Consider the following 24,865-nt stretch of genomic DNA (forward strand, 5'->3'; position numbering starts at 1 on the left):
AGTGAAAGAGTACGTGGCATGACAAGTAATACGGCGAAGAAAGAAGACCTAAACAGTGTGCTGGAAGCATTGCGCTATGAAAATGAGAAATTAAAAAAAACCAATCAAGTACTTATTGAAAGGGTTGAGCAAGGGTGGGCTAACCACGGTGACGCCTATCGCTCATTTCAAAATGCTGCCTTACTTGCCGACAAAGTTAAAGACCGAACAATTAAGCTGCGCCGTACTTTATATAAACTCGAAGAAGCCAATCAAAGTCTAACCGAAACTCGTTTGGAGTCAGCCCATTCTCAGCAGCGCTTACTGGATACGATAGAGAGTATCTCGGATGCCCTCGTGCTGTTTGATAAGAATCGACGGCTCGTATTAGCGAATAGCCATTTTTATGAATTTTGGCGTCATACCGATGCAAAAATAGAGGTCGGAGTGACCAGCTTTAAAGACCTAACGCCGATGGCCTTGGAACATGGTATTTACGATCCAGAAGGTAAGCCTTTTGAGAAATTAGTGCAACGTGGTGATATCTTTAGAGATACTGTGATTAGGCTTAGTGATGGGCGATGGTTACAGATCTCCGAGCGACCAACGGCCGATGATGGCTTGGTTGTCGCATACAGTGATATCACTCAAGTAAAAGAAAGTGAAATTGCTCGGCAGGAAAAAGTCCTAGCTGAACAGAATAGAATTCTTCAATCACTGATAGCCAACTTACCGCTTGGGGTTGTTTTGGTGAATGGAGAGCGCAATGTGGAAGCGTGGAATGATCGATTTACTAAGCTAGCAGGGTTGGATTCAGAAAGTGTATGTCGTGGCGCTGACTTTGATGCGTTATTTGTGGATTCTCAATTACAAAGTTTTAAATATTCTTCAGATGTCGCTGTTAGTCGTGGTCAGCGTGCTTTGTTTGAAACGGAGCAATTGCTTGAAGACGGGCGCGTCATTGCCATTAAGAGTCATTTAATTCCCAGTGGTGGAAATGTAAATACCTATCAAGATGTTACGGAACAGAGAAGAACAGCCGAGGCGCTTAAAAATGCCTACAAACATATGGAGCAGCGTGTTCACGAACGTACTGTTGAACTGTCGGAATTAAACCGTCAATTGCGTGTTGAGATAGAGGAGAGAGCTCAAGTTGAGCAATCCTTACTTGAGGCTAAGCGCGAAGCAGAAGACGCCAATGTTTCAAAGACGAAGTTTATGACCGCTGCTAGTCATGACTTGTTACAACCTTTAAATGCCGCTCGTCTGTTTGCCACTGCGTTAATGGACTATGATCTACCTGATAGTATGGTTCAGTTGGTGAATTCATTAAGTTACTCATTGAGCGATGTTGAATCTTTGCTAGGTACTCTCGTTGATATTTCTAAATTAGAAGCCGGTATAGTTGAGCCAATATTAGATTATTTTCCTGTTAATGAATTAATGAATAATTTAGCAAACGAGTTTGAGCAGCAAGCAACAAGAGCGGGTTTAACTTTTAGCTTTGTGCCTTGTAATATTTCCGTGTTTTCTGACAGTCAGCTACTTGCAAGAATTTTACGTAATTTCTTAAGTAATGCCATTCGTTACACCAATGAGGGACAAATACTCTTGGGCTGTCGCCGTCGTAAAGACTATCTTGAAATACAGGTGTGGGACACTGGCGTCGGTGTGCCTGATGATCAGCTTGAGGAAATATTTCTTGAGTTTAAACGTGTTAATGCCAAGAAACAGCGTGAAGATAAAGGCTTGGGGCTGGGCTTGGCTATTGTTGAAAAACTATCGGCGGTACTAAATCATGATATCAAGCTACGGTCTAAGCTTGGTAAGGGGTCGGTATTCTCAGTTTGCGTGCCTTACGCGGGTGAGACAGAGTATATACATATCGAGGAAGAAGAGAGGCTGGAGCCGACCCACGATCCGCTAGCAGGAAAACGGATTTTGGTTGTGGATAACGACTGGTCTATCTGCGAAGGAATGTCGCTCGTACTGGAAAATTGGGGTTGTGAGGTAGTTAGTGCGCAAACCTTGGATGATCTCCATGATAATCAAGATCTATTAACTCCAGCGCCAGATGCATTGATACTCGATTATCATCTTGATGACGATACGACAGGGTTAGAAGCGGAATTAATTATTCGAGAAAAATTGTTTAGATCTTTGCCTAGCGTAATGATTACCGCTAATTATAGTAATGAATTACGTCAGCAAGTTAAAAAGCTTGGCTTTCATCTATTGAATAAGCCCATTAAGCCATTAAAGTTAAAGTCGATCTTGGTTTATCTATTGTCAGAAAAATAACAAGAGTATGACTTTTAAGCACTATGTGAACGATGTAAATAGTGGTCGAAATCTATAGTAGACGCACAGAGTACCGCTTTCATGCGATTTTGCACTTTTAATTTTCGTAATATCGCTGAGACGTGTGCTTTAACTGTTGTTTCTGCGATGCTTAATTCGTAGCCGATCTGTTTATTGGATTCACCTTTCGCCATGCGTTCAAATACTAATAATTGTCGACGAGTGAGTGAAGAGATAATTTCGGTTGGTATGCCGGTGTTGTCTTGTCTACGGGTATAGGTGTTTTCACTGCTGCGGCGAATAATATCCGGCGGAAGAAACGCTTGTCCGTCGAGGATCTGCTCAATGGCGGCAATAATTTTTTCGCGAGGCATTGATTTGGTTATAAACCCTACCGCGCCATAAGTCATTGATTGTAAAACGACATTTTTATCTTCTTCGGCTGACAAAATAACCACAGGTACATCTGGGTAGGTACTGCGAAGGTTAACAATGCCATTTAAACCATCCATTCCTGGCATATTAAGGTCGAGTAGCACCAAGTCAACATCGGGGTTTTCGCCGATATAGGTCAAACTTTCATCGAGTGATGCAGTTTCGGCAATGAGTGAGTCGGTGAAGCGTTGCTGTGTGGCGTTGCGAATGGCTTCCCGAAACAAAGGGTGATCATCGGCGATAATTATATGAATCATGGTTTCTATGCCTCGAGCAGAGATAGAATATTTATCGTTATGGGTAGATGTTTAATATACCGCAATGGTGACACTCTGAGTAGAATGAAGTCCAGTGATGTGTTCGTCAAATAATGAAAATGAATGAGCTACTCGCGATATGATCCGCGGGCACTGTTGTAATCTGTTTAGTGTTGTATTGTGTTTGTTGTGTATCATTTTTTTATAAACACTGTCGCAGATTTATAGATGTTAGTTTTATGGATAACATTTGGACAAGCGCGTTTTTTTTATTGGGCTATGTTAACTGTCATATGTACTGTTAGTTAGTTGTACTAGGCAGTATCCCGAATAATGCGAGCTATGCTAACTCTCTGTGATATAGATTGATATATGCAATAAGTCGTAGTGATTTACTACTAAAGTATATATTGCTTCCTAGCTTACAGGGGGGTAATGTCCGAGCATCTGGAAAAGTCGATGCTGGTATTTAAGCTCTTATGGGTATTTTAAAGCAAGCCTCTATATTTTTAATATCTGTTCGATAGCATTCTGTAAAAGTAGTGATGGAGCCCTACTAACGTAGTATATATATTGTTATTGAATAGATTAGAGTTAACGATATTTTAATAATAGTTATCTTGTATAAGCTCTGAGGTTTTTACGATGAAGATCATTATTGCAGATGGTCATCGATTAGTAGGGAAAAGTGTATCTTGTTTGCTGAGGAGCATGCTGCCGAGTATTGATGTTGAAACGGCGAATAGTGGAGCGGAGGCAATGCATTTGTATGCGGCACATTCCCCCGACGCACTGATTACTGAGTTATTGCTTCCAGACTATTCTGGACTTGAGTTATGCCGAAGGGTTCGTCAGCGTTGGAGAAAAGCGAATATTATTTTTCTTTCCGGGATGGACGATGTCTCCATGATAAAGCAAGCGTTAAGTGTGGGGGCTAATGGGTTTATATCAAAAAATTGTGCTCCTGAAGAACTTTTGTCTGCCATAGAGGAAACGACATCAGGTAACGTATACCTTGAGCATAATGTCGCGATGCAGTTAGCTATGGGGCAGCTGGATACTGTGGATGCCCGGCTTGCTGAAATGACTCAGCGTGAAGTTGAGATATTAATTTTGATTGCGCGTGGAGAGTCTAATCAGTGTGTCGCTAAGCGATTAAGTATTAGTGTGAAAACGGTTTCAAATCATATTTCAGCGTTAAAAGGGAAGTTAGAAATTTCTTCGTCACTCGAGTTGTTACATTTTGCTGTTGATTCTGGATTGGTGCGCTATGGAGTGAGAGGCAGTGCTGGAACTGCCTCAGCTTTTGGTTAAATTTTATCTTGTTACCAGTCAAATGGGCAGCCATTACAATCTTCCATGTACGTGCCAACAAATGTTGCGTAATGGATGCGGGTCTCTCTTAAATCTGCCTCTGATAAGTTGGCACCACCGAACTTAGCTTCTTGTAGATTGGAGCCTATAAGAATAGCTCCTTCAAGATTAGCTTTTGGTAACCACGCTATTTCAAAACTCGTATAAGAAAGGTTTGTGTTTTTCAGAGTGGCTCCTGAAAAACGAGAAAAATCGAAATTAGCGCCTGTCAGGTTTGAGCCGTTAAAATTCGCTCCTTGGGCAAAAACGTATTGTCCGGTCGTACCCTGTAGCTCTGCATTTCTCACCTTGGCCCCACGTAGGTCGGCACGATATAAGTTTGTGCGGTAAGCGACAACTTTATCTAGCGTAGCTTTGTTTAGATTTGCTGCGCGCAAGTTGGTGTGGCTTAAATTGGCGCCGGTTAAATCTGCACTACTCAAATTAATTGATCGTAGGTCTAAATTGGATAGGTCAGCGCCTTTAAGGTCTGCTCCTATGCATGTTGAATGCTGCTCAAGCTTACACCCATTGAATTCAGGTATCTTAACATCTGCTAGATAGTCTTCTGCGATAGTAGGAGACATCGACGCTAGCAAAGCTAGGCTTATTATTGTCTTCATGATAATACCTCTAAGGAGAATGGAGCTGTCACAACGTGACAGCTCCATTGCTTGCTAAGTTACTTGGATGCAGTTGCCCATGATGGGATTTTAAATACCCAAAATGAACCGCCTTGAGATATTGGCTTGGTCAATTCAGCCATGTCTCCGCCCCATAGTGGAACAGCACCGCCGTAGCCGGATGTTACGCCGACGTATTGCTCACCGTCCATTTCCCACGTGATTGGTGGCGAAATGATTCCGGATCCAGTTTGGAATTTCCAAAGTTCTTTACCGGTTTCAGCATCAAAGGCTTTAAAGTAACCGTCGCCAGTGCCGGTGAATACTAATCCACCTTTAGTGGTGAGTACGCCAGCCCAAAGAGGCATAGGCTCTTTATGTTGCCATTTGATTTTACCAGAGATGGGGTCCATAGCCCGCAATACGCCTACGTGGTCGTCGTACATACGTTTTATACGGAAGCCTTGTCCCAAATAAGCGGCACCTTTTTTGTAGGTGACATTTTCAGTCCAGTAATCTTCCTTCCAGTGGTTGGCGGGAATATAAAACAGGCCGGTATCTGGGCTGTAAGCCATTGGGTTCCAGTTTTTACCACCAAGGAATGGCGGGGAAACTTCGATAGATTTACCGCGAGTTTCACCTTCTGGAACTGGTGGTGGACGTTGTCCTTTTCTCTCAACAGGTCTGCCGTCATTACCAATACGTTTCGCCCACGTAATGTTGTCGACAAATGGGAAGCCCTTTTTAAATTTGCCGTTTGTGCGATCTACAACATAGAAAAAGCCATTACGGTCTGCGTGGGCAGTCGCTTTAACCGTTTTTCCACCTTCGCTGTATTCAAAAAGTACGAGTTCATTGTTACCAGAGAAGTCCCACGCATCGTTGGGTGTGTGCTGGTAAAACCATTTTACTTCGCCGGTGCTTGGGTCTACTGCAACCTGACCAGACGTGTAGAGGTTGTCGTAGTCTGCGGGATCGCCACCAGGGGAGGTACGTTTCCATGTGTTCCATGGTGCAGGGTTGCCAGCACCAACTATGATGGTATTTGTTTCAACGTCAAAGCTAGCGCTCTGCCATGGGGCGCCGCCACCTTGACTCCATGCTTCCACTTTTCCGGTTTCAGTGTTTGGATCGTCAGGCCAGCTTGGCGCGCGTGGGTCGCCAGTTGGCGTGCTTTTCTTGCCATTCAAACGGCCATAATGCCCTTCAACAAATGGACGCATCCAAATTTCTTTACCGGTGTCGGGATCACGTGCAAAGAGTTTACCTACCACACCAAATTCGTCACCAGAAGAACCATGGATTAGCAGTACTTTACCGGTCTTCTGATCTTTGATTAATGTGGGGGCCCCAGTCATGGTATAGCCCGCTTCGTGGTCGCCGAATTTGACACGCCACGCGACTTTACCGGTTTTTTTGTTTAACGCAACGACGCCGGCGTCTAGCGTACCAAAGAATACTTTGTCACCAAAAATAGCTGCGCCGCGGTTAACGACGTCACAGCATGGGCGAATCCCTTCGGGTAGGCGGTGATTGTATTCCCAAAGCTTTTTACCGCTTTTTGCATCTAAGGCATAAAGGCGAGAATAGGAGCCTGTAACGTAAACGATGCCATCGTGTATCAATGCTTGTGATTCTTGGCCCCGTTGTTTTTCGTCACCAAACGAGAATGACCATGCTGGCACCATTCTGTTTACATTTTTTTTGTTGATCATTGTCATCGGGCTGTAGCGCTGCGCTTTTGGCCCAATTCCATAGCCTAGAACATTTTCAGTGGTATCGGCATCATTAACGATATCTTTCCAGGTGACGTTTTTAGCATTTACTTGACTTGCCATGCCAGCTACGCAGCTCATAGCGATTGCTATGCTAAAACTGTGCAGCAGGGGGCGTTTTGTTACTCTTCTTTTCATGACCTTCCCCTTCATTGTAGTTATGACTTACGCATCAGGTGCTTGCGTAGACGTCGCGGATGTTGGCATGGCTGGGCTAGGTAGGCGACGGAGAAAATCACGACTGACCGAGGAGTATTGGTAGTACTAGTCGGGATAATTTCCCGATGAAAAGGTAACCCTTTGTTACATGGTTTTTTTTTAATTACACGAATGACAGCTTATGCTTTGGTTCTTGGTCAGGCGGTTTGCAACCAATGGCTTAGCAGCCCACTACTAAAGTTGGATACGGAATAGCATCTTAGGTTTCTAAAATAAGCGTATAAGCAACTGCGCTGATATTGTGCTGAGCGCTTACTAAAAAATATATCAAAAAGGTGTGTGATTATGTCGTTCTCCCAGTTTTTTAAATTACTTATTTGTGCCTGCACGCTCATGTGGGTTTCCAGCGCTTTTAGTCACGGTAATGTTACGCCGCAGCCTGTTGATACTGGCGATCTGCCGGATTTAGGACAAGAAGCTTTGACGAAAAATCCATTTCGTGAAGGTAATGAGTTGGGAGAATTAAACGCGCAGGCAATAGAGATTGGTGAGAGTGCTTATGCCGGTAATTGCGCGGGATGTCATGGTATAGAAGCTCAGTCAGGTGGTTTAACGCCAGATCTACGTGAGCTAACAGAGTGGGATGATGAGTTTTATGTTGGCCGAGTAATGAATGGTACTGCTCGTGGTATGCCTTCTTTCAAGACTAATTTGGGTCAAACTGCAATTTGGTCAATTCGTACTTATGTTGAATCAGTGTCGGGCCAGTGAGGTAGTAGTCAACTATTATTTATAGTGGCTAATTATTTTCATTTTATAAGCCCATTTCAATTACGGAGAGTGTATTGGTTGGCGTAAAACAACGTATCAATTAAACCCTCTCCGCCTTTCTTAAGCATATCTGCGCTATCATTGTGACGATATTCCCCTAGTATTTGATGTATATATCATTTATATATTGAGGGCTACTAAGTGTGTTTTTACCATCAGTGGCATATCTCTACTCTAGTCATTCGTAAAACTGGGGCGGTTATCAATTCGTGAAATGGCAATCGTGGTGTGAATAGAATCCGTCCCTAGGTTATTGTGTTAATATGAATGCCTCATTAAAAAAGGCGTCGCAAGGTCATATTCTTAGCGGTGCATAAGGTGTTTTTTGGTGTATCAGAACCGAGATATCATTGCGCGACTACGTGAGGATATTCCCTCTTTTGAATGTGTTGAAGGTTGCCATGATTGCTGTGGTCCAGTCACAACTTCCTCTGAAGAAATGTCGCGTTTACCGCGTAAGACCAACGCGGAATATGAAGCCGCGCTAAGTGAATTCAATTGTGTTCATTTAGGGCCGAAGGGGTGTACGGTTTATGGTGAGCGGCCATTGATCTGTCGCTTGTTTGGTACTACACCGCGGATGCCTTGCCCAAATGGCCGTCGGCCAGAAACAATGGTAGACGAACAAACGGAACGCCAAGTTCATCATTACATTGCAAGCACACGACAGGTGTTGGTATAGCGGGCCACCCACCGAATATGTTTTCACGTCTTTTTATAGGAATAAATCCTAGCTTGGGTGTAGGGTAGATAGCGAGCGGCGGAAAGCAGCCGCCCGCGATGCTTCAATGTAATTTTAGTTTAGGTTTAATCGCACGATGAATGCGTCCCGCCAAGGCAATGAGCAGTGAGTGATACAGGCCATGAACAGCAAGTAAATGCATACGATACAATGATAAGTATACGAGACGTGCAATGGGACCACCAATGCGCATTTCACTGCCAATAGAACCACTCATTAAGCCACCTACCGTATTGTAATTACTTAGTGATACTAAGGAACCAAAGTCACGATAGCGGAAAGGTTTCAGCGATTTATTACGTCGACTCCTCAGTATATTTTTATACACCAAACTCGCCATTTGATGTGCGGCTTGGGCTCTGGGAGGAACGAAGCCACCATTTGGCAGTGGGCAACTTGCGCAATCGCCGATTACAAACACGTGTTCGTCTGTAGTTGATTGTAAAGTATTTAAGACGGCGAGTTGGTTGCGGCTATTAGATTCTAATCCCGTAATACTTGTTAGCAGTGGCGGTGCCTTGATGCCAGTAGCCCACACCCGAATGTCACACTCTATTACCTCGTCGCTATTGGTGATAAAACCCTGTTCTGTACACTCTTTAACGCCGGTGTCGCAACGGACTTCTATGCCGATTTTTTCTAAGGTTCGTTGAGCCGCTTTGGAAAGTTTTTCTGACAACGCAGGCAATATTCGTGGACCAGCTTCTACTAAGGTAATGTGATAATTTACATTTTCGCTGTCGTTATGCTGATAACCTGACAGACTGAGTGCAGTATGTTGCAGCTCAGCGGCAAGTTCTACCCCCGTGGCACCACCGCCAACAATACCTATGTGTAAAGTTGGCTTGTCGTTAAAGGTATTTAAAGCGGTGCATCTTAGCCGGTCTGTTTGATTCAATAAATGTTGATGAAAGCGTTCTGCTTGCGCCTTGTCATCTAAGAAATAACAATTTTCCTTTGCGCCGCTCACGTCGAAGTCATTACTGATGCCGCCGATAGCGATAACTACGTAGGTATAAGCGAGAGTTTGAACCGGCGTAATTAGTTCTCCATTGTCATCGTAACGTTCTGCTAGTATTAATTGCTGATTTTTGCAATCTATTGTTTCTAAGCTGCCCAGTACAAAATTAAAATGATTCTTTTTACCGTGGTAGCGGTAGTTTAACTCGTCAAAGGACGAGTCGAGTGAGCCGGCGGCAACTTCATGCAATAGCGGTTTCCAGATGTGACTTGGATTTTTATCAATGAGAATGATTTGTGTTTTTTTACTGCGTTTGAATTTTTTGCCAAGTTGCGTTGCTAGTGCCAAACCACCGGCGCCGCCACCAATAATGACGATGTTTTCCATAGTACACATCTCGCTATAAGTTTTGCGCGAAGATTAGCAGTGGTGAGTACGAGGGTATATTCGCCATAAGTCGTGATGGAGGCGTCACTTAGTCCTGATTCTAGCAGTGCGTGCGAGTTTCTTAATGTATTGATCCGTACTATTCACCAACGCGGAAATCATTTTTTCTTCTTCAATCAAATGTCCGGTGTTGTCGAGTAGGATGAGCTCGCTGTCGGGTATTGCCGCGGCGAGCTGTTGAGAGGCGCTAAGTAAACAGGTTCGGTCTAGAGTACCGTGAATAATGGTGACCGGCACCTTGGGGAGTTTGTCGATATTCGCGAGAATTTGGTTTTCCACGATGAAGTAGCGATGGTGTGCGTAGTGAGTTTCTATTTTTACTTTGCGGATAAGTGCATCATCGGCGGCTCTATTAGTGCCAGAGGGTGTTAGGTTGTGAGTAGCGACTTTGTTCGACCAGCGTGACCAAATACCCGCATATTTTAGTTGCGTGGAATGATCGCCGTGGTGAAGGCGCTGGTAAAAAGCTGTGACGAGGTCGTGTCGTTCATTGCGGGGAATTTCTTGGGTAAAGGCTTTCCAGTCGCTGGGGAATAGTTCGCTGGCACCGTGTTGTGCAAACCAAAGCAGGTCTTTTCCTCTTGCTAGAAACGTGCCCCGCAATATCAGGCCGCTTGTTTGTTCGGGGTGAGCTTGGGCGTAAAGCAATCCTAAACATGCCCCCCATGAGCCGCCAAATACTAGCCACTGCTTAATATTGTAGTGTTGTCGTATACGCTCTAAATCGTCTATCAGGTATTGGCTGGTATTGTTTTTGAGTTCGCCGTTGGGGGTAGACAGTCCACAACCGCGCTGATCATAGGCGATAATATAGTAGCGGGAGGGATCGAAATAACGACGGTGATTGTTGTTACAACTGGAGCCGGGTCCTCCGTGAAGAAATACCACGGGAATCCCGTGCGGGTTGCCGCTGGCTTCCGCATAGATCTGATGCGTTGACTCCGTATTGATGTACGAAGCGAAACTGCTGCTGGGTGGATAGCGTTTTTTGAGGATCATTTAAAAATCTATTCTTGCCTCGTGGCCTTGGGGCTGGCTGTCATTGTGGTAGCGCCACTTAAAACGCTCGGCCAATTTGCGACTTAAATCCAGGCCCAAACCAAAGCCAAGCTCTTCATTGAGGGACTTGTCGTGATCGATTTCGCGATTGCAAATGCGAACATGTGTACCCCGTTGGTAAATATTAACTTCACCTTCTTGGGTGTGCTGAAAGGCATTGCGAATTAAATTATCTAATAAAATTTTTGCCGGAACGTGGGGAAGTAAAACCGTGGCGTTTTCGGTATCAATGTTCACTGTCACCGCTTTGTCTTGCAATAGATATTGCAGGTCTTGATGACATTGCTCTAAGAGTAAATCTAGTCGTATTTCTTGCGTGGGAAGGTCTGTGCTGTCTTCGCGGCTGAGCCATAACAGGGTTTCCGTGAGGTGTCGCATGGTGGTGCTGGCTCGGTCAATGCGATCAATTATCCGTTTTTCATTGGGCTCTGGGTTGGGGTGAATTTTTTTCATTAATTCAATATTGCTGCTAATGGTGGCGATGGGGGTGCGCAGTTCATGGCTTGCGTGGCGAAGAAATTTTTGTTCGCGCTCTAGAGTTTCTTGAACCGAAAGCAGGCTGCCACGAATTAAGTCGGCCAAGGTGTTGAGCTCGTTGTAGCGAAATACCGGCGGTTGTTGCATTAAGCCTTTTGGGCTTAAATTTTTAGCCCAGTCGCGTAAGGCCTCGACGGGGTGGGCGACGGAACGAAGTATGATTAACAGGAGAGTAAGAAAAATAAGCAGTACGGTGATACCAATAAACAGCGCTTTACTGGTTGGTGTGAATTTTCGGAAGTGTATCATGCTCTCGAAATTTGGCGGGCCACTATATCGAGAGACATAGCAGACCTTACCGTCGGCGGTGACCGCCTGGGTAACAAAATAGGCCTTAGTGGGCTTGGTGAAAATATTTGGTTGAATGATGTATTTTTTTAATTCGTAGGGGCGCGAGGGCTGCTCGTCAATGTTTTCTTTAATGACAGCCGGTACTTTGTCCCAGTCATCGGTAATATGAAAATCAAGTAAAGTGGCGTAGCCATTTTCGTCAAGGGTGACCGCTCTGGCAACATCAACCATATTCTGCCGAGTGATGGTATCCAAGCCGTGTATGAAGTACTGAATTGTAATGACGGAATAGAGCGCAACTAAGCTAGACACAAGAAACAGTAGGCTCAGTAAAACATAGAGCCGTAGGCTGTAGCCGAGTTTTCTGGTTTGCATATTGCTGAGCTCTATTCTGGTGGCGGGCGCAAGGCAAAACCTTGACTGCCAACGGTATGAATTAATGTGCTGTTATTATCTTGATCAAGCTGCTTACGTAAATTATACAAATGCACTTTTAGACTATTACTGTCCGGAATATTATCTCCCCACACCACTTGCATCAGCTTTTCTCGGCTTACGGGAGCAGGACTTTGCCGCGCTAAAGTTTCTAAAATTTTAAAACCTGTGGGCGAAAGTTTAAGAAATTCACCACCGCGCTTAGCCTGCTTTTGGCGGGTGTCAATTTCTAAATCTGCAATGCGCAATTTATCTACTTGGCCGCTACGCCGTTTGGCAAGGGCTTTGATTCTGACGAGTAATTCTTCTAGCTCAAAGGGTTTTACTAAATAGTCGTCGGTGCCGGAGGCAAAGCCTTCTAGCTTTTCTTCCAATGTGTCTCTGGCGGTGAGCATTAACACCGGCGTGTCTATGCCCTCGCTGCGCATGGCGGCACACACCGACAGGCCATTCATTTTTGGCATGTTGATATCAAGAATAATTGCGTCATAGTGGTGTTGTTGAATAAGATTTAGCCCGGCCACACCATTGGCGGCGTGGTCACAGGTAACTGACTCCAATTCAAAGAAGTCCACTACCGTGGCCGCCAGATCCAAATCATCCTCTACTAACAAAATATTCATCATAACTACGGTTTTATGCTTGTGGCGTTATTGGCAAACAAGTAATTCTTGCCGCGGGTTAACAAGTTGCTAACATCGTTCTGAACATAGAGTAGCGCAGGAATAATGATCAGGGTAATCACGGTGGCAAAAAGAATACCGTAAGCCAGAGATACCGCTGCAGGGATTAAAAACTGCGCTTGCGTCGATGTTTCACCTAATAGCGGTGCTAGACCAACATAGGTTGTAACCGAGGTTAAAAACACCGCGCGTAGGCGGCTGCGGCAGGCCTCGCTGATGGCGTCGTGGATATTATCGCTTTCTTTTTTAAGTTCATTGAACCGCGATACCAGTAACAAGCTGTCATTCACCACCACGCCGCTGAGGGCGATAATGCCGTTAAATGAGAGGATACCCAAGGACAGATCATTAAACCAGTGGCCAAGAATGGCACCAACGATGCCGAAGGGGATCGCGGTCATAATGATTATGGGCTGGATATACGACTGCAGTGGTATCGCCAGGAGCATAAAGATAATCAGCATCGCCATCACCGACACCTTCGCCATAGAGGTTTGGGTTTCTGCTTGCTCCTCGGCCTCACCGGCAAAATGCACATCTAATCCGGGGTATTGTTTTAGCAGCGGCGGAATAATTTGATCCTTTAGCTGGGCAACCAATTCCGTAGATGACAGCATGTCTTTATCAACGTCAGATGAAATATACACGGCGCGCATACTGTCTATACGGTTAATAGACTGCCGAGTAAAACCATAGTCAATGGTGGCAATACTCGACAGTGGCACTACGCTGCCGTCATCGGTGCGGACTTTGGCCGCGAGCAAATTCGACGGATTGCCGCGATCTGCTTCGGGGTAGCGTACCTTCACTTCGACTTCGTCGGTGCTGCGTTGGAAGCGCTGTACCACTTGTCCTTCAAAGGCTTGCAGTACCTGGCTTGCTAAATCTTCAGTAGTCAGTCCCAATGCGCGGCCTTGGTCATTAAGCTTTAACTGAACCTGAGGCTGACCGGGAGTGAGGTTATCTTCAATGCCGCTAACAGCGGGGATGGCTTGAAGTTTTTCCTTTAAGCTCTCACCGGCTGCGGCCAACACATCGTCATCGCTAGAGCGCAGCTCAATACGCAGCGCGTCGGTCATATGACGATGACTGCGAATAGTCAACGATAGCGCCCCTTCAAGCTCGCCTGTCAGTTGCCGCCAGCGATTGGTGAAGGCGTCCATGCTGTAAGGCGTGTCGTCGCCTAGTTCTACGGTGACGCCACCAGATTGAATACCGCTAGACAATAGTTGCAGGTTAGTGATACTGCTTTCACCCTGGTTATTGCGTAACTGGGCATCGGCCTCATAGGCGGTTTTTTCTAAGGTGCGTAAATTTCTATGGGTAATACCAAAGCTGGCGTCGGCCTGCATGGTTAACGTTGCTTGGGTTGTATCGCCACTAATCGCTGGGAAGAAACTCATTTTTACCGCGCCGGTAAAAGGCATACTCACCACGCCAACAAAGATCGCTAAAAATAGCACCAGCACCGCGTAACGCTGGCGTAGCGCCCCGTCGATGACCTTGCGGTAGACGTTCTCAGTAAACCATTGCACCCCAGCATCTATGGTATTTTGTAACTGCTGCCAAGCGCGGGTGATTTTGTTTTTTGCGGTTTTGGAGCGAGTGTTTATATGCGCTAAATGCGACGGCAAAATCAGCTTAGATTCAACAGCAGATAACATTAGGCAAATGCCGACAACCACCGCAAACTGCGAGTAAATTTGACCCAAATTGCCGCTAACTTTTGACAGCGAATAAAACGCGGCCACCGTGGTAAGTACCCCAAATAGCGTGGGCAACGCCACATTCAAGGTGCCCTGAATGGTATTGTCTATGGTGTCGCCGTATTTCTCTCGCTGGGTGTAAATGCTTTCGCCGATGACCACCGCATCATCGACGACTATCCCCAGCGCCATAATCAGGCCAAAGGTAGTGAACTCATTCAGCGACATGCCCATAACGCTGTCGCCCATTAAATACAGGGTGCCAAAGTAAATAAACGGTAGGCCCAGAGCGACCCAAATTGCCACGCTTAAATTCAAGAATAGCGCCAGCATAATAAACACTAACACCACACCTAATAGCGCGTTTTCAACCAGTAAGTTGAGGCGATCCATAATGCTTTCGCTGCGGTCGTACCAGCTAGCCAGTTCTACAGATTCGGGGAGTCTGCCGTCAGCTATCCACTTGTCTACGACTTGCTGGGCACCTTTTACGGTATTTGAAATATCGTCGTTACCGGTGGTAATCACCTGTAAGGCAATGCTGTCTTTACCGGCAAAGCGCGACAGAACCGAGCCTTCATCATCAAAGGTATCTTGTATGGTAGCCACATCGCCAAGGCGAATTTCGGTGCCGCTTGAAGTAGTAAGCAGAGGGATATCGGCAAACTCAGATTTCTCGTAAGCTTGCTCGGCAGTTTTTAATTGCAGATAAATGTTTTCTGCATTTAATACCGGTGTGCGGGTGGTAGTGGAACCGTTGTTTACCGCCGTTTCAACGTCGGACAAACTAATGCCGTATGCCTGCAAGCGGCCCTCATCAATTTCGATAGACATCATCGGGTCTAAGGTGCCGCTAATCGACACCTTGCTAACATTGGCATTCGCCAGTAAATCGGTTTTCAAACGCTCGGCAAGTTGTTGCAAATTGTGCCGGCTGGTTTCACCGTAAAGCTGTAGCCACAGTGCGTGTTCTTCTCGCTCTGCTTTTTCTATTACAGGCTGTTCGGCTTTGTCTGGTAGGTTAGAAATGGCATCTACGGCAGACTTGGTGTCGCGCAGTAAAGTGTCTAAGTCATAGCCAGATTTTTTCTCAACAACAACCGATACCCCGTTGGCAGTCGAGGTACTGGTAATTGTTTTTACGCCAATAATATCTTCTAGCGCATCTTCAATTTTTATTGTTAAGCCTTCCTCGGCTTGGTCGGCAGAACCACTGTCGTAGACGATAGAGACCGTAATTCTGTCGGGCTCTATACTGGGGAAAGCCTCTTTACGGATGCTGCCCACTTCCATTATGCCCAGAACAATGACCAGCAAGAGCAGTAAGTTGGCTGCAACGGGGTTGCTGGCAAACCACGAAATAATCCCTCTTAAAGGGCCGCCGTTACTCATGGTTTGACTCCTGTGGCATGCCTGCTGGCCGCGCCTCTGGTTTTTGACGAGGTGCTGAGCCAGCTGGAGACTGTGGTTCAGTCCGTGGCGCTAATTTCATTGCTGACGTGCTTGTACCTTGCGCCTGTGCTGCCATCCCTTCTATATAGCTGCTTAGCGGATGAGTAAGTACTTGCTGAGAAGTTTCAGAGAGTGGCGCGGGTGGGGCGATATACAGCTTGTCGCCAACGCTAAACTGGGGACTGGTATCAAAGCTGGCGAGCTGACTATTAGCGTCAATATACCAAATGCTACCGCGCTGACTCAGGGCTGAGCTGGGCAGTTCCCATAAGCCATCAATGGCGCGTCCCTGAATGGTTACTTGCACAAACGTGCCGGGAATCAAAACCGGTGATTGCGTCATTGGTGATTCTACGGCAACGATTAGGGCGCGCTGGCGAGTGCTACTGTCTAAGTGGCCCTCGGTGCGCAGCACCTTGCCGCTCCAAGTTGCGCCGGTTTCTACGTCCTTAACGGTAACCAGCAAAGCGGGTTCGGCGAGCATGTCTTTTTCAGCGGGTAAATTCTGCCACTGTTGTGCGCTCAGCGGAATTTCAGCTTCTAAGCGACTGGCACTGTACAGGGTGCCAATGGCTGTGCCGCTCTGCACATAACTGCCCGGGGCAATGTCACGAGACACAATCACCGCATCAAATGGCGCAGTAATTTGGCTTTGTTCTAAGTCTATCTTGGCGCTGCTGAGTGTTGCCTTAGCTTGCTGCAGTGCGGCTTTGGCAGTGGCAAGCTGGGGTTTGCGCAATACCAGCTCAGAATCTGGTTCGCCCTCTAAGCCAGAAGCCTGCCACTCTAGCTCGGCCTGGGCTTGTTCGCGTTCTTCTTCAAGCAAGGCTTGCTGAGCTGCCTTGACGTCATACTCTGCTTCGGCATAGGCCGCTTGGTAATCACTGTCTTCAATTTGGGCCAGCACTGTGCCTGCCTTAACAAACTGTCCGGCTTCAAACAGCGGCGACAAAGAATCAATGCGACCACTTACATACGCGGTTAAATCCAGCTGGTAGCGAGCCTGCATTTCACCGTGGCCAATCACGCTAGCTTGGTACTGCCCCACGGTGACGTCATTAACACTTACGCTGGCTTTTTCATGTTGCTCGGGCGGCTGCGGCATGGGCTTATTCATTTGCGCTTTACTGGCGCTCATCACATATAAAATAACCGTCACCAGTAGTGCGACAGACAGCAAAAGAATAACAGTGGGGGATAGCTTGCGGCTCATGCTTGTACTCCAAGGCCCAAGGCGAGACCGAGGGCAATTCGGTTCGCGAGTCGTTGATAAATGAGATTGTCGAGTTGTGCTGCTAGGTCGTAGCTCTGCTGCTGAACAGTGAGTAGGTCCAGAATATCCACTAAGCCAGCGCGGTATTTACTTTGATATTGGGTGGTGGTGCGCTTGGCGGCTTCCAGTGCATCACTAATATGGGCTTGGCGTTTGGCAAGCTCTTGTTCACTGCCAAGGGCGTCGTCAACTTCAACCACGGCGTTGAGTAGGCTTTCACGAAATGCCTGATAGCTCTGGGCAATTTCAAGGTCGGCAATTTTAGCCGCCGCGCGCAATTCACCACCACGATACAAGGGCGCCACCAATTGCCCAAGCAGTGACCACACTGGGGTTTTAAGTAAAGCTGACGACAAAGAGCTTGCGGTGTCTTCAAGTGCGGCTTGCAGGCTTAGGTTTGGCAGCATGTCTTTATAAGCCGCCTTGCTGCGCAGCTGATTAGCTTCAATGGCAAAGTAGGCCGCTTGTAGGTCTGGACGTTGTTCAAGATTTTGTTCAGGGAGCGCGGCAACTGGAAGTAGCACGCTGGGGTAGTCGTTCAGTTCAGTCAGGTCCGCGACCTCACTTTGGCCCAGTAATTGACCGAGTGCGCGCTGCTGGCGAGCTAGGTCTTCATTGTACTCGGCCATCCGCGCTTGTGATTGATAAACCGCGCTGCGGGCCGTATCAATATCTTCTAAATTACCTAGGCCGCTGCGGTAACGGTTCGCAATAAATTGCGCGGTTTTTTCTAAGCTCTGTAAGCGCTGACTTTCAATATCAATGGCGTGTTGTAGTGCCACACTGTTTAGCCACGCGGTCATCACCTCGGCGGCAAGGGCATTTTTTGCTTCATGGTAAATGGCTCGCTGCTGCGCCACATCTTTACCCGCCGCCTTGTAACGGTCACTGAGCTTTCCCCACAAATCAAGATTCAAACTTAAAGTGAGTGAGCCAGTGTGGCTGGTCTCGCTGGCGGTGGTGCTATTCTCTTCTTGTTTAGACGCTGATATTCCCGCGTCTAAATCAGGCAGGCGATCAGCGCCGGTTTGGCGGCGCTGTAATTGGGTGATCTCAAGGGTCAGCAGGGTTTGCTGCAAGCTGGGGTTAGCGGTTAAAGCCTGATCAATTAAGGCATTCAAACTCTCTGAACCGATCAGCTCCGGTAGAAGTATTGGTGCTACCTGCTCGGCCTCAGTCGCAGCCTGTTCTGTTATGTTGAGGTCTGCCTGCGCTTGTTGGGCATAATTTTGCGAGGTGGGCGACGCGGCACAGCCTGCCAATATGGCCATACTCAAATACAGCGCCGTAAAGCGCGGTGGTGTTTTAAAGGTTTGCACTGGTGGTTCCCCAATAATCAGCGGGTGCTGGCCCGACACATAGCTGTTGTATGGGGCAAGAATAAAGGGCAGACGGTTAAGGCAGGGTTAAGTGCGCCGAAGGGCGTAGGGAATATTCAATGAGAGGTAACGAGTAAGCATGCTTCAGGACTGTCAATCAGTAGACGCGGCCTCACTCAATTTGCACCACAGACATAAATTATTGATTTAAGGTGAAACGGGGTTATGATCAGCTTAAGGGAATAAAGAAAAAGAGATAAGGAGCCAGCCTTGCACATACCTACAGAGTCTTCTGCGATATACGCTCAAGCCCAAGACCTAACCGCGTTTTTCAATGATTAATATTACTAAAAAGCTAAAGAATAAGGTTGAGTGGTCATTGTTGTTGGGCATAGGTGAGTCGAGGCTCGTTTCGTCTATGTATATTTGGTTATTTGTTGTTCCGGTAGCATCGAAGTTGCTAATCCATATTGGAGACACAGCAAACATCATAATTTTTTCGCACGAATTTAATGTCAATTTGAACCTTCCGTTTTCATGGAAAGTGTTTTACCTGGCGGCAGTATTCTTTACGTTAGCAACATTATTATTTAAATTTAGATGCCCAAAGCTTATTCGTGATCACAAGAACTTTGACTCCTTTAGCGCTGAAAAGAGACCTGAGTGGCATTTAATGTTTTACGCTGAAGATATTGGGATTAATTTTAGCGAGTATAAAGAGAAGTACAAAGATAATCGGAAGTTATACGCTCTTATTGAGCCAGACGCCGTTACAACCGGTCCTATTACTTCGGGTATGTTTTGGGAGCTTCATCGTCATTCAAACCGTGAAAGAGCGATTAGTTATTATAGTTGTTTAATCTTGTATATGGCGGGCCTATTTTGTATCGCGTGGGTGTTCATAGAGAATCTAAATTGGGTTTTACAGTCATGGTAATAGCGTCTAGCAAGTGGCAGAAATTCACCGATAATCTTCATCCAGTTTATATCTGCTCCGCTATATAAACTTCACGCAGCGCACACTCCACCCGATCAAGCCGGTCCTGACCAAACACCGAGAGTTGTCTGTAGTGAAAACTGGGTACGCCCCAGAGGCCTTTGTCGTACATATCCAGCAGGTTTTCTTGGGCCCAATGCCGCCAGTCATTATTATTGAGTAGGGTTTTGGCGTGGGACCAGTCTAAGCCAGCCGCCTCGACTATCTTTTTCAGGCCGGTGTCTGTTGCCGCATCTATGCCTTCGGACCATACGCTGCGGGTGAAGATTTCTAAGAATAGGTTGGCGCAATGTTGTTCGCTGGCGTAATCGACCAGTGCATAGCAGCGTTCGACTGCGGCCCCCAGCGGATCGGCGGCAAAGCCGAAGGGGATGCCGTATTTTTCAGCTTCTCTTTTGGTGTCTTTAAAAATATACAAGCCTTTTTGCCGAGGCACCTGCATGCGTCGCATGACCATGGGTAGAACCGGTTTGACGATTAGCGGTATGTCATAGCGGGCGGCCAGTGCTTTGGCGCGAACAAGCCCAAGGTAAGAATAAGGGCTTCTGGCTGACCAGTAGAGAATGATGGGGATTTTGTCTGAGATCGGTGTGCTCTCGCCGTTGTTACCAGTGTTGGACGCAGCGTTTGGCTTGGTGTTTAGTTCAGTACTTGGCGATGGGGTAGTGACATTTTTTACCGCGCCGAGGGCGGTCAGGCGCTGTTCTAAGTAGGCTAATCGGCTGAGTCCCCAATACCATTCGCCGCCGGGCTTTTCGCCATAGTGAAGCATGGCACTTAAGTAGTGGCCGTTGTTGTGGAGCCGTGTTTCATTGGCCAATAGGTGGTGTTGATAGCATTCCATATTGCGCTGAATACGTGGGTCGATGCAGGTATTCAGAGCGTCTTCTTGGTCGTGCCAGTAGTGTTTAAAAATCTCGGTGGCTTGTTCTAAATAGTCGCCCTGTAGTTCGGCATGCAGCAGTTGCGCTGTGGCGTATTTGGCCAGTGCGGGGGTGGTTGTTGGCGGTGTTTTAGGAAACGTCAGTCCATGTTGATTTGCTAAAAAGGCGCTGTCGGCAAAGGCGTGTTGTTCCCAGAGTTGCGGGGCGGGATACATATCTTCTTGAAGACGGAGCACCGTTCTAAAATCGAAGTCGATATTGTAGCGCTCGGCGAGTATCGGTAAGACCTGCAACAATAGGTAGCTGTGGGGATCATTAATTCTTAAATAAACGCTAACAAGGTGAGGTTTATCTGCCTGTTTGCGTCGCCATTCTGCCACGGCACGCTGTAATTTAAGTAGCCCTTGGCTGCTTACCAAGCTATAGAGATAGGGTTTTATTCTACTCATGACGTTGCTCATGGCTCTGCTAATGGGATTCCTGATCGGTAATATTGAATCTATGAAAATCTGCTTAGCCAAGCGCCCGCTTGCACTTGGCCTGTTCAGTAATGCGGTGTTTACAGTCCGAGTATTGCCGCTTCTTTAAGGAGTAGTGGGGCAACGATGTCATGCTGCTTCACCCGTTCCATAAAGGCGGTGAACACCGGCCAGCGTGCTGCATCTACCTGATAGTTTGCGTATCCGGCATTGATGAAGGGGCTGACAATGCTGATATCGGCAATGGTGAGTGAGCCAAACAAAAAGCCTTTTTTAGGCAGTACCGATTCTATGTAATCAAGAATGGGTGGGAGCTGTTTGTTAATGATTTTATCGACTAGGGCTTCGTCGGTTTCTTGGTTTAAAAACATGGGGCGCATGAATCGTTGAAAGAAAATACCAGACGCGAGTTCGGTGACCTTGCTGCCGGCGAGCTCTTCTATCCAGCGGGCTTTAGCCTTGGTTTTGGCATCCGTGGGATAAGTGGGGATGTCTGGGTAGTTATCTTCTAAATATTCACAGATGACGCTGGAATCACAGAGGTTGAGATCGCCGTCTTGCAGTGCGGGTATTTTGCCCAGTGGGCTTATTTTGAAGAACTCTGGGTCGCCGGAGTAAGGCATTTGTTGAATTTGCTCAAATTCCAATTGTTTTATGGCAAGGGCAACGAGCACTTTTCGGACATAGGGCGAAACGGAATTACCGTGTAAAACGATCATGGTGGCTCCAAATTATTATCAGTTATTGCACTGTTTCTGGGTGTTTATTGATTTTATGTCAGGCGTATCGGGTTTCTTACGTCGATAGTGGCAAAGTCGCCAGAAAGCTACTTTACTGAGTAACACTGCGGAATTCTATTAAATCTTTACATTATGTCAGTGTTTGTGACAAAATTTTTTGACGCATCTGTAAGATTAAAATAAAGGGGTGCTTCAACACTGTTCCTAGATCTATAAGTAGCTGTATTTAAACCGATTTTCTGAATTTAGCCGAGCATCTAGCTGCCGGCATCGCTATGTTAGCAGCGCGGGCGGGAAGTGAATTTCACATAAAAGTAGTTAATAGCAGGAGAGAATAATGGCGACCAATTTATTTGATTTAAGCGGCAAAATTGCGCTGGTAACGGGTTCTAGTCGCGGTATTGGTGAGGAGATTGCCAAGTTATTAGCAGAGCAGGGCGCTCACGTTATTGTCTCCAGTCGTAAAATTGAAGCTTGCCAAGCCGTTGCCGATGCCATTAATGCCGATGGCGGTAGCGCTGAGGCATTCCCCTGTCATGTGGGCAGCATGGACGATATCAGCAAGGTGTTTGCACATATTCGTGATGGGCACGGAAAATTGGATATCTTGGTTAACAATGCGGCGGCGAATCCTTATTTTGGCGATATTCTCGATACTGATCTTGACTCCTATACCAAAACCGTTGATGTGAATATCCGTGGCTACTTCTTTATGTCGGTTGAGGGTGGACGATTAATGCGGGAAAACGGGGGTGGCGTCATCGTCAACACTGCCTCGGTTAATGCCCTTCAACCCGGTCCTTTACAGGGAATCTACTCAATTACCAAGGCGGCGGTGGTCAGCATGACCAAGGCCTTTGCAAAAGAATGCGCGCCTCACGGAATTCGCGTGAATGCTTTATTACCCGGACTGACCAAAACCAAGTTTGCCGGCGCGTTGTTTAGTAATGATGATATCTACGACACCGCTGTTAAGACCATTCCCATGCATCGCCATGCGGAACCTAATGAGATGGCGGGTACGGTGCTGTATTTGGTGTCAGACGCGTCTAGTTATACTACGGGCGAGTGTATTGTGGTCGATGGTGGTTTAACGATCTAAGCGAATCTCAACCGCATGATATTTGCGGTTGCTAAAAACACCTTTGTCTTTTTGGCTGAGGTGTTTTTTAAATTCATGTTTGGGCTTTATAGTTGGACTGAATGGACAATAAAACTAAGCATAAGCTGTGCACTATTCCATAGTTAATACCGAGACATTTACGCCGTACCATCTTTGCAAGATCATTTTAGTCAATAACACATAACGATAAGAGATATTGGGCAATGAGTGAAATTATAAGAGTCATTAAAGATTTAACCTCGGTGTTGCCGGCAGTGATGTATAGGCCGCCAAAAGACAATGAAAAAAAATCCCTAGGTCTTTTATTTCAGAATACGGCGCAGCGCTACGCTGAAAAGTCCGCCATAATTTTTGAAGGACGTGAGTTAAGCTGGGGTCGTTTTAATGCCTTGGTAAATCAATTTGCGCATTCATTTAAAAAGCAGGGTATAGCACGTGGCGATTGTGTTGCGCTGCTAATGGAAAACCGGATTGAAATGTTGGCGTGCTTTTTTGCCTTAGCCAAATTAGGTGCCGCAACGGGGTTTATCAATACCAGTTTACAAGGTCGTTCGCTTATTCATTGCATAAGTATTACGGAATCTAAAAAGTGCATTGTTGGCGAGGAGCTTATTGATAGCATTGCCAATGTGAAAGATGAGCTTAGCCTAAAGGATAAGGATTATTTGTGGGTTAAGGATGACGCACTTAGCCGCGATAATGCAGACCATCAATCTGTGGTGCCAAGTTGGAGTGTTGATCTAACGGCTGATCTGGCTGAAATGCCCACGGGGAACCTCGCAGAGACCGCCGATATTCGCGCCAGTGAAAGAGCTTGTTATATCTTTACCTCAGGCACCACTGGGCTGCCAAAGGCAGCATTAATACTTCATCGACGTTATTTGGCTGCGGCAGAGCCTTATTCGCGTATCGCGTTTAGAGCTAAGCAAACAGATCGACTCTATCTTTGCTTACCCTTGTATCACTTTACCGGTTTGGGGCCGGGTGTTGGCACCTGCCTTTTCTCTGGGGCATCTATATTTTTGCGGCGGCGATTCTCTGCCAGCCAGTTTTGGCCGGAAACCCAAAAATATCAAACGACCTTGTTTGTTTATGTTGGCGAATTGTGTCGATATCTTGCTATGCAAAAAACCTCATCGGCTGAAGCTAATAACCCAATTCAAACAATGGTGGGCAATGGTTTGCGACCGGATGTGTGGGAGGTGTTTAGGCAGCGATTTAAAATACCCCGTATCAGTGAGATGTACGGTTCCAGCGAAGGCAACGCCATTTTTATTAATTTGTTGAATAAAGATAAAACCATTGGCACTACGTCAGCAAAGATTCTATTAGTAAAATACGATTTTGACGTAGATGAGATGGTGCGGGATAAAAAAGGAAAATTAGTAGAAGCTGCCAAGGGTGAGCCCGGTGTTCTATTAATGAAAATTGATGAGCGTTTCAAATTTGACGGTTACCAAGATAAAAAGGCCTCAAATAGCAAGGTAATGACAGGGGTAAGGAAAAAAGGGGATCGCTGGTTTAACACCGGTGATGTAATAAAGCAGATTGATGTTGGTTTTGCGCTGGGCTTAGCCCATTACGAATTTGTTGATAGATTGGGGGATACCTTCCGCTGGCGTTCTGAGAACGTGTCTACCAATGAAGTGGGCGAAATATTAAATGGCAATGCACAGGTGGAAATGGCAAATGTCTACGGCGTTCCTATTCCGCAGGTAGAGGGGCGGGCTGGCATGGCCGCCATTACCCTTAAAGCAGGGCAGCACTTTGATGTTGATGAGTTTTCTCAATATGTGATTAATGAAATGCCCGCCTATGCGCGACCCGTTTTTGTTCGGATTCAACCGGCGGCAGAAACGACGGTGACGTTTAAGCTCTTTAAAGCAAATTTGCGTAAGGAAGCTTACGATATAAACACCATAGACGATGTGGTTTATGTCTTAAAACCAAAGTCTAGTTGTTATGAAATATTAGATAGTGATTTTTATCAGGCCATCGTCAATGGTCAGCATGGTTATTAAACT

General features: G+C 46.4%; 18 protein-coding genes. 6 read left to right on the forward strand and 12 right to left on the reverse strand.

Annotated features, from left to right (window positions below):
* Positions 1-18 precede the first annotated feature (18 nt).
* A complete protein-coding gene (locus AELLOGFF_RS04260; protein WP_159267509.1) occupies positions 19-2,280 on the forward strand; it encodes a NahK/ErcS family hybrid sensor histidine kinase/response regulator in 2,262 nt (753 codons plus the stop codon).
* 14 nt (positions 2,281-2,294) lie between these two features.
* Here AELLOGFF_RS04260 and AELLOGFF_RS04265 read toward each other — a convergent pair whose 3' ends face one another.
* On the reverse strand, positions 2,295-2,972 hold the full coding sequence (locus AELLOGFF_RS04265) for a response regulator transcription factor (protein WP_159267510.1): 678 nt from the start codon (positions 2,970-2,972) through the stop codon (positions 2,295-2,297).
* Between the two features lie 645 nt (positions 2,973-3,617).
* Between AELLOGFF_RS04265 and AELLOGFF_RS04270 the strand changes: the two genes are divergently transcribed.
* Positions 3,618-4,286 (forward strand): response regulator, encoded by a 669-nt coding sequence (locus tag AELLOGFF_RS04270; RefSeq protein WP_159267511.1) that lies wholly within the window; start codon positions 3,618-3,620, stop codon positions 4,284-4,286.
* An 11-nt stretch (positions 4,287-4,297) separates the two neighbouring features.
* Here the strand turns inward: AELLOGFF_RS04270 and AELLOGFF_RS04275 are convergent, their stop codons facing one another.
* Complete coding sequence (locus tag AELLOGFF_RS04275) at positions 4,298-4,948, reverse strand: pentapeptide repeat-containing protein (RefSeq protein WP_159267512.1); 651 nt, start codon at positions 4,946-4,948, stop codon at positions 4,298-4,300.
* A gap of 59 nt (positions 4,949-5,007) precedes the next feature.
* The gene (locus AELLOGFF_RS04280; protein WP_159267513.1) at positions 5,008-6,861 is read right to left on the reverse strand and encodes a methanol/ethanol family PQQ-dependent dehydrogenase; all 1,854 of its coding nucleotides are present in this window, start codon (positions 6,859-6,861) and stop codon (positions 5,008-5,010) included.
* A 366-nt stretch (positions 6,862-7,227) separates the two neighbouring features.
* On the opposite strand from AELLOGFF_RS04280, the gene pedF reads away from it, so the two are divergent.
* Positions 7,228-7,653 carry a cytochrome c-550 PedF gene (gene pedF, locus AELLOGFF_RS04285; RefSeq protein WP_159267514.1) on the forward strand — a complete coding sequence of 142 codons (426 nt, stop codon included), beginning with the start codon at positions 7,228-7,230 and terminating at the stop codon, positions 7,651-7,653.
* 388 nt (positions 7,654-8,041) lie between these two features.
* Complete coding sequence (locus AELLOGFF_RS04290; RefSeq protein ID WP_159267515.1) at positions 8,042-8,395, forward strand: YkgJ family cysteine cluster protein; 354 nt, start codon at positions 8,042-8,044, stop codon at positions 8,393-8,395.
* A 103-nt stretch (positions 8,396-8,498) separates the two neighbouring features.
* Here the strand turns inward: AELLOGFF_RS04290 and AELLOGFF_RS04295 are convergent, their stop codons facing one another.
* The 9 genes from AELLOGFF_RS04295 to AELLOGFF_RS04335 all read right to left on the reverse strand — a co-directional run bounded on the left by AELLOGFF_RS04295 (position 8,499) and on the right by AELLOGFF_RS04335 (position 21,697).
* On the reverse strand, positions 8,499-9,803 hold the full coding sequence (locus AELLOGFF_RS04295; protein ID WP_159267516.1) for an NAD(P)/FAD-dependent oxidoreductase: 1,305 nt from the start codon (positions 9,801-9,803) through the stop codon (positions 8,499-8,501).
* Positions 9,804-9,887: 84 nt separating this feature from the next.
* On the reverse strand, positions 9,888-10,862 hold the full coding sequence (gene pip / locus AELLOGFF_RS04300; RefSeq protein ID WP_159267517.1) for a prolyl aminopeptidase: 975 nt from the start codon (positions 10,860-10,862) through the stop codon (positions 9,888-9,890).
* Positions 10,863-12,125 (reverse strand): sensor histidine kinase, encoded by a 1,263-nt coding sequence (locus AELLOGFF_RS04305; RefSeq protein WP_159267518.1) that lies wholly within the window; start codon positions 12,123-12,125, stop codon positions 10,863-10,865. It lies immediately after the preceding gene.
* Between the two features lie 11 nt (positions 12,126-12,136).
* Positions 12,137-12,811, reverse strand: coding sequence for a response regulator transcription factor (locus AELLOGFF_RS04310; protein WP_159267519.1), 675 nt, complete (start codon positions 12,809-12,811; stop codon positions 12,137-12,139).
* A 2-nt stretch (positions 12,812-12,813) separates the two neighbouring features.
* Positions 12,814-15,966 (reverse strand): efflux RND transporter permease subunit, encoded by a 3,153-nt coding sequence (locus AELLOGFF_RS04315; protein WP_159267520.1) that lies wholly within the window; start codon positions 15,964-15,966, stop codon positions 12,814-12,816.
* Positions 15,959-17,239 (reverse strand): efflux RND transporter periplasmic adaptor subunit, encoded by a 1,281-nt coding sequence (locus AELLOGFF_RS04320; protein ID WP_159267521.1) that lies wholly within the window; start codon positions 17,237-17,239, stop codon positions 15,959-15,961. Before AELLOGFF_RS04320 ends, AELLOGFF_RS04315 begins: the two co-directional genes overlap by 8 nt.
* On the reverse strand, positions 17,236-18,618 hold the full coding sequence (locus tag AELLOGFF_RS04325; RefSeq protein WP_200842601.1) for a TolC family protein: 1,383 nt from the start codon (positions 18,616-18,618) through the stop codon (positions 17,236-17,238). The genes AELLOGFF_RS04320 and AELLOGFF_RS04325 overlap by 4 nt, the downstream gene beginning before the upstream one ends.
* Before the next feature lie 983 nt (positions 18,619-19,601).
* Complete coding sequence (locus AELLOGFF_RS04330) at positions 19,602-20,948, reverse strand: DsbA family protein (RefSeq protein WP_235035497.1); 1,347 nt, start codon at positions 20,946-20,948, stop codon at positions 19,602-19,604.
* 110 nt (positions 20,949-21,058) lie between these two features.
* The gene (locus AELLOGFF_RS04335) at positions 21,059-21,697 is read right to left on the reverse strand and encodes a glutathione S-transferase family protein (RefSeq protein ID WP_159267523.1); all 639 of its coding nucleotides are present in this window, start codon (positions 21,695-21,697) and stop codon (positions 21,059-21,061) included.
* A gap of 358 nt (positions 21,698-22,055) precedes the next feature.
* Here AELLOGFF_RS04335 and AELLOGFF_RS04340 point away from each other — a divergent pair, with 358 nt between their 5' ends.
* Together AELLOGFF_RS04340 and AELLOGFF_RS04345 are read left to right on the forward strand one after the other, a co-directional pair.
* Positions 22,056-22,820, forward strand: coding sequence for an SDR family oxidoreductase (locus AELLOGFF_RS04340; RefSeq protein ID WP_159267524.1), 765 nt, complete (start codon positions 22,056-22,058; stop codon positions 22,818-22,820).
* Between the two features lie 224 nt (positions 22,821-23,044).
* Positions 23,045-24,862 carry a long-chain-acyl-CoA synthetase gene (locus AELLOGFF_RS04345; protein ID WP_159267525.1) on the forward strand — a complete coding sequence of 606 codons (1,818 nt, stop codon included), beginning with the start codon at positions 23,045-23,047 and terminating at the stop codon, positions 24,860-24,862.
* Positions 24,863-24,865 lie beyond the last annotated feature (3 nt).

This window comes from Zhongshania aliphaticivorans (genome assembly GCF_902705875.1).
GTDB classification, from domain to species: domain Bacteria; phylum Pseudomonadota; class Gammaproteobacteria; order Pseudomonadales; family Spongiibacteraceae; genus Spongiibacter; species Spongiibacter aliphaticivorans_A.

Excerpts from the sequence above, each read along its gene's own strand:
- AELLOGFF_RS04260 (WP_159267509.1), top strand. The coding sequence starts at position 19 with ATGACAAGTAATACGGCGAAGAAAGAAGACCTAAACAGTGTGCTGGAA.
- AELLOGFF_RS04265 (WP_159267510.1), bottom strand. The coding sequence starts at position 2,972 with ATGATTCATATAATTATCGCCGATGATCACCCTTTGTTTCGGGAAGCC.
- AELLOGFF_RS04270 (WP_159267511.1), top strand. The coding sequence starts at position 3,618 with ATGAAGATCATTATTGCAGATGGTCATCGATTAGTAGGGAAAAGTGTA.
- AELLOGFF_RS04275 (WP_159267512.1), bottom strand. The coding sequence starts at position 4,948 with ATGAAGACAATAATAAGCCTAGCTTTGCTAGCGTCGATGTCTCCTACT.
- AELLOGFF_RS04280 (WP_159267513.1), bottom strand. The coding sequence starts at position 6,861 with ATGAAAAGAAGAGTAACAAAACGCCCCCTGCTGCACAGTTTTAGCATA.
- pedF (WP_159267514.1), top strand. The coding sequence starts at position 7,228 with ATGTCGTTCTCCCAGTTTTTTAAATTACTTATTTGTGCCTGCACGCTC.
- AELLOGFF_RS04295 (WP_159267516.1), bottom strand. The coding sequence starts at position 9,803 with ATGGAAAACATCGTCATTATTGGTGGCGGCGCCGGTGGTTTGGCACTA.
- pip (WP_159267517.1), bottom strand. The coding sequence starts at position 10,862 with ATGATCCTCAAAAAACGCTATCCACCCAGCAGCAGTTTCGCTTCGTAC.
- AELLOGFF_RS04305 (WP_159267518.1), bottom strand. The coding sequence starts at position 12,125 with ATGCAAACCAGAAAACTCGGCTACAGCCTACGGCTCTATGTTTTACTG.
- AELLOGFF_RS04310 (WP_159267519.1), bottom strand. The coding sequence starts at position 12,811 with ATGATGAATATTTTGTTAGTAGAGGATGATTTGGATCTGGCGGCCACG.
- AELLOGFF_RS04315 (WP_159267520.1), bottom strand. The coding sequence starts at position 15,966 with ATGAGTAACGGCGGCCCTTTAAGAGGGATTATTTCGTGGTTTGCCAGC.
- AELLOGFF_RS04320 (WP_159267521.1), bottom strand. The coding sequence starts at position 17,239 with ATGAGCCGCAAGCTATCCCCCACTGTTATTCTTTTGCTGTCTGTCGCA.
- AELLOGFF_RS04330 (WP_235035497.1), bottom strand. The coding sequence starts at position 20,948 with ATGAGTAGAATAAAACCCTATCTCTATAGCTTGGTAAGCAGCCAAGGG.
- AELLOGFF_RS04335 (WP_159267523.1), bottom strand. The coding sequence starts at position 21,697 with ATGATCGTTTTACACGGTAATTCCGTTTCGCCCTATGTCCGAAAAGTG.
- AELLOGFF_RS04340 (WP_159267524.1), top strand. The coding sequence starts at position 22,056 with ATGGCGACCAATTTATTTGATTTAAGCGGCAAAATTGCGCTGGTAACG.
- AELLOGFF_RS04345 (WP_159267525.1), top strand. The coding sequence starts at position 23,045 with ATGAGTGAAATTATAAGAGTCATTAAAGATTTAACCTCGGTGTTGCCG.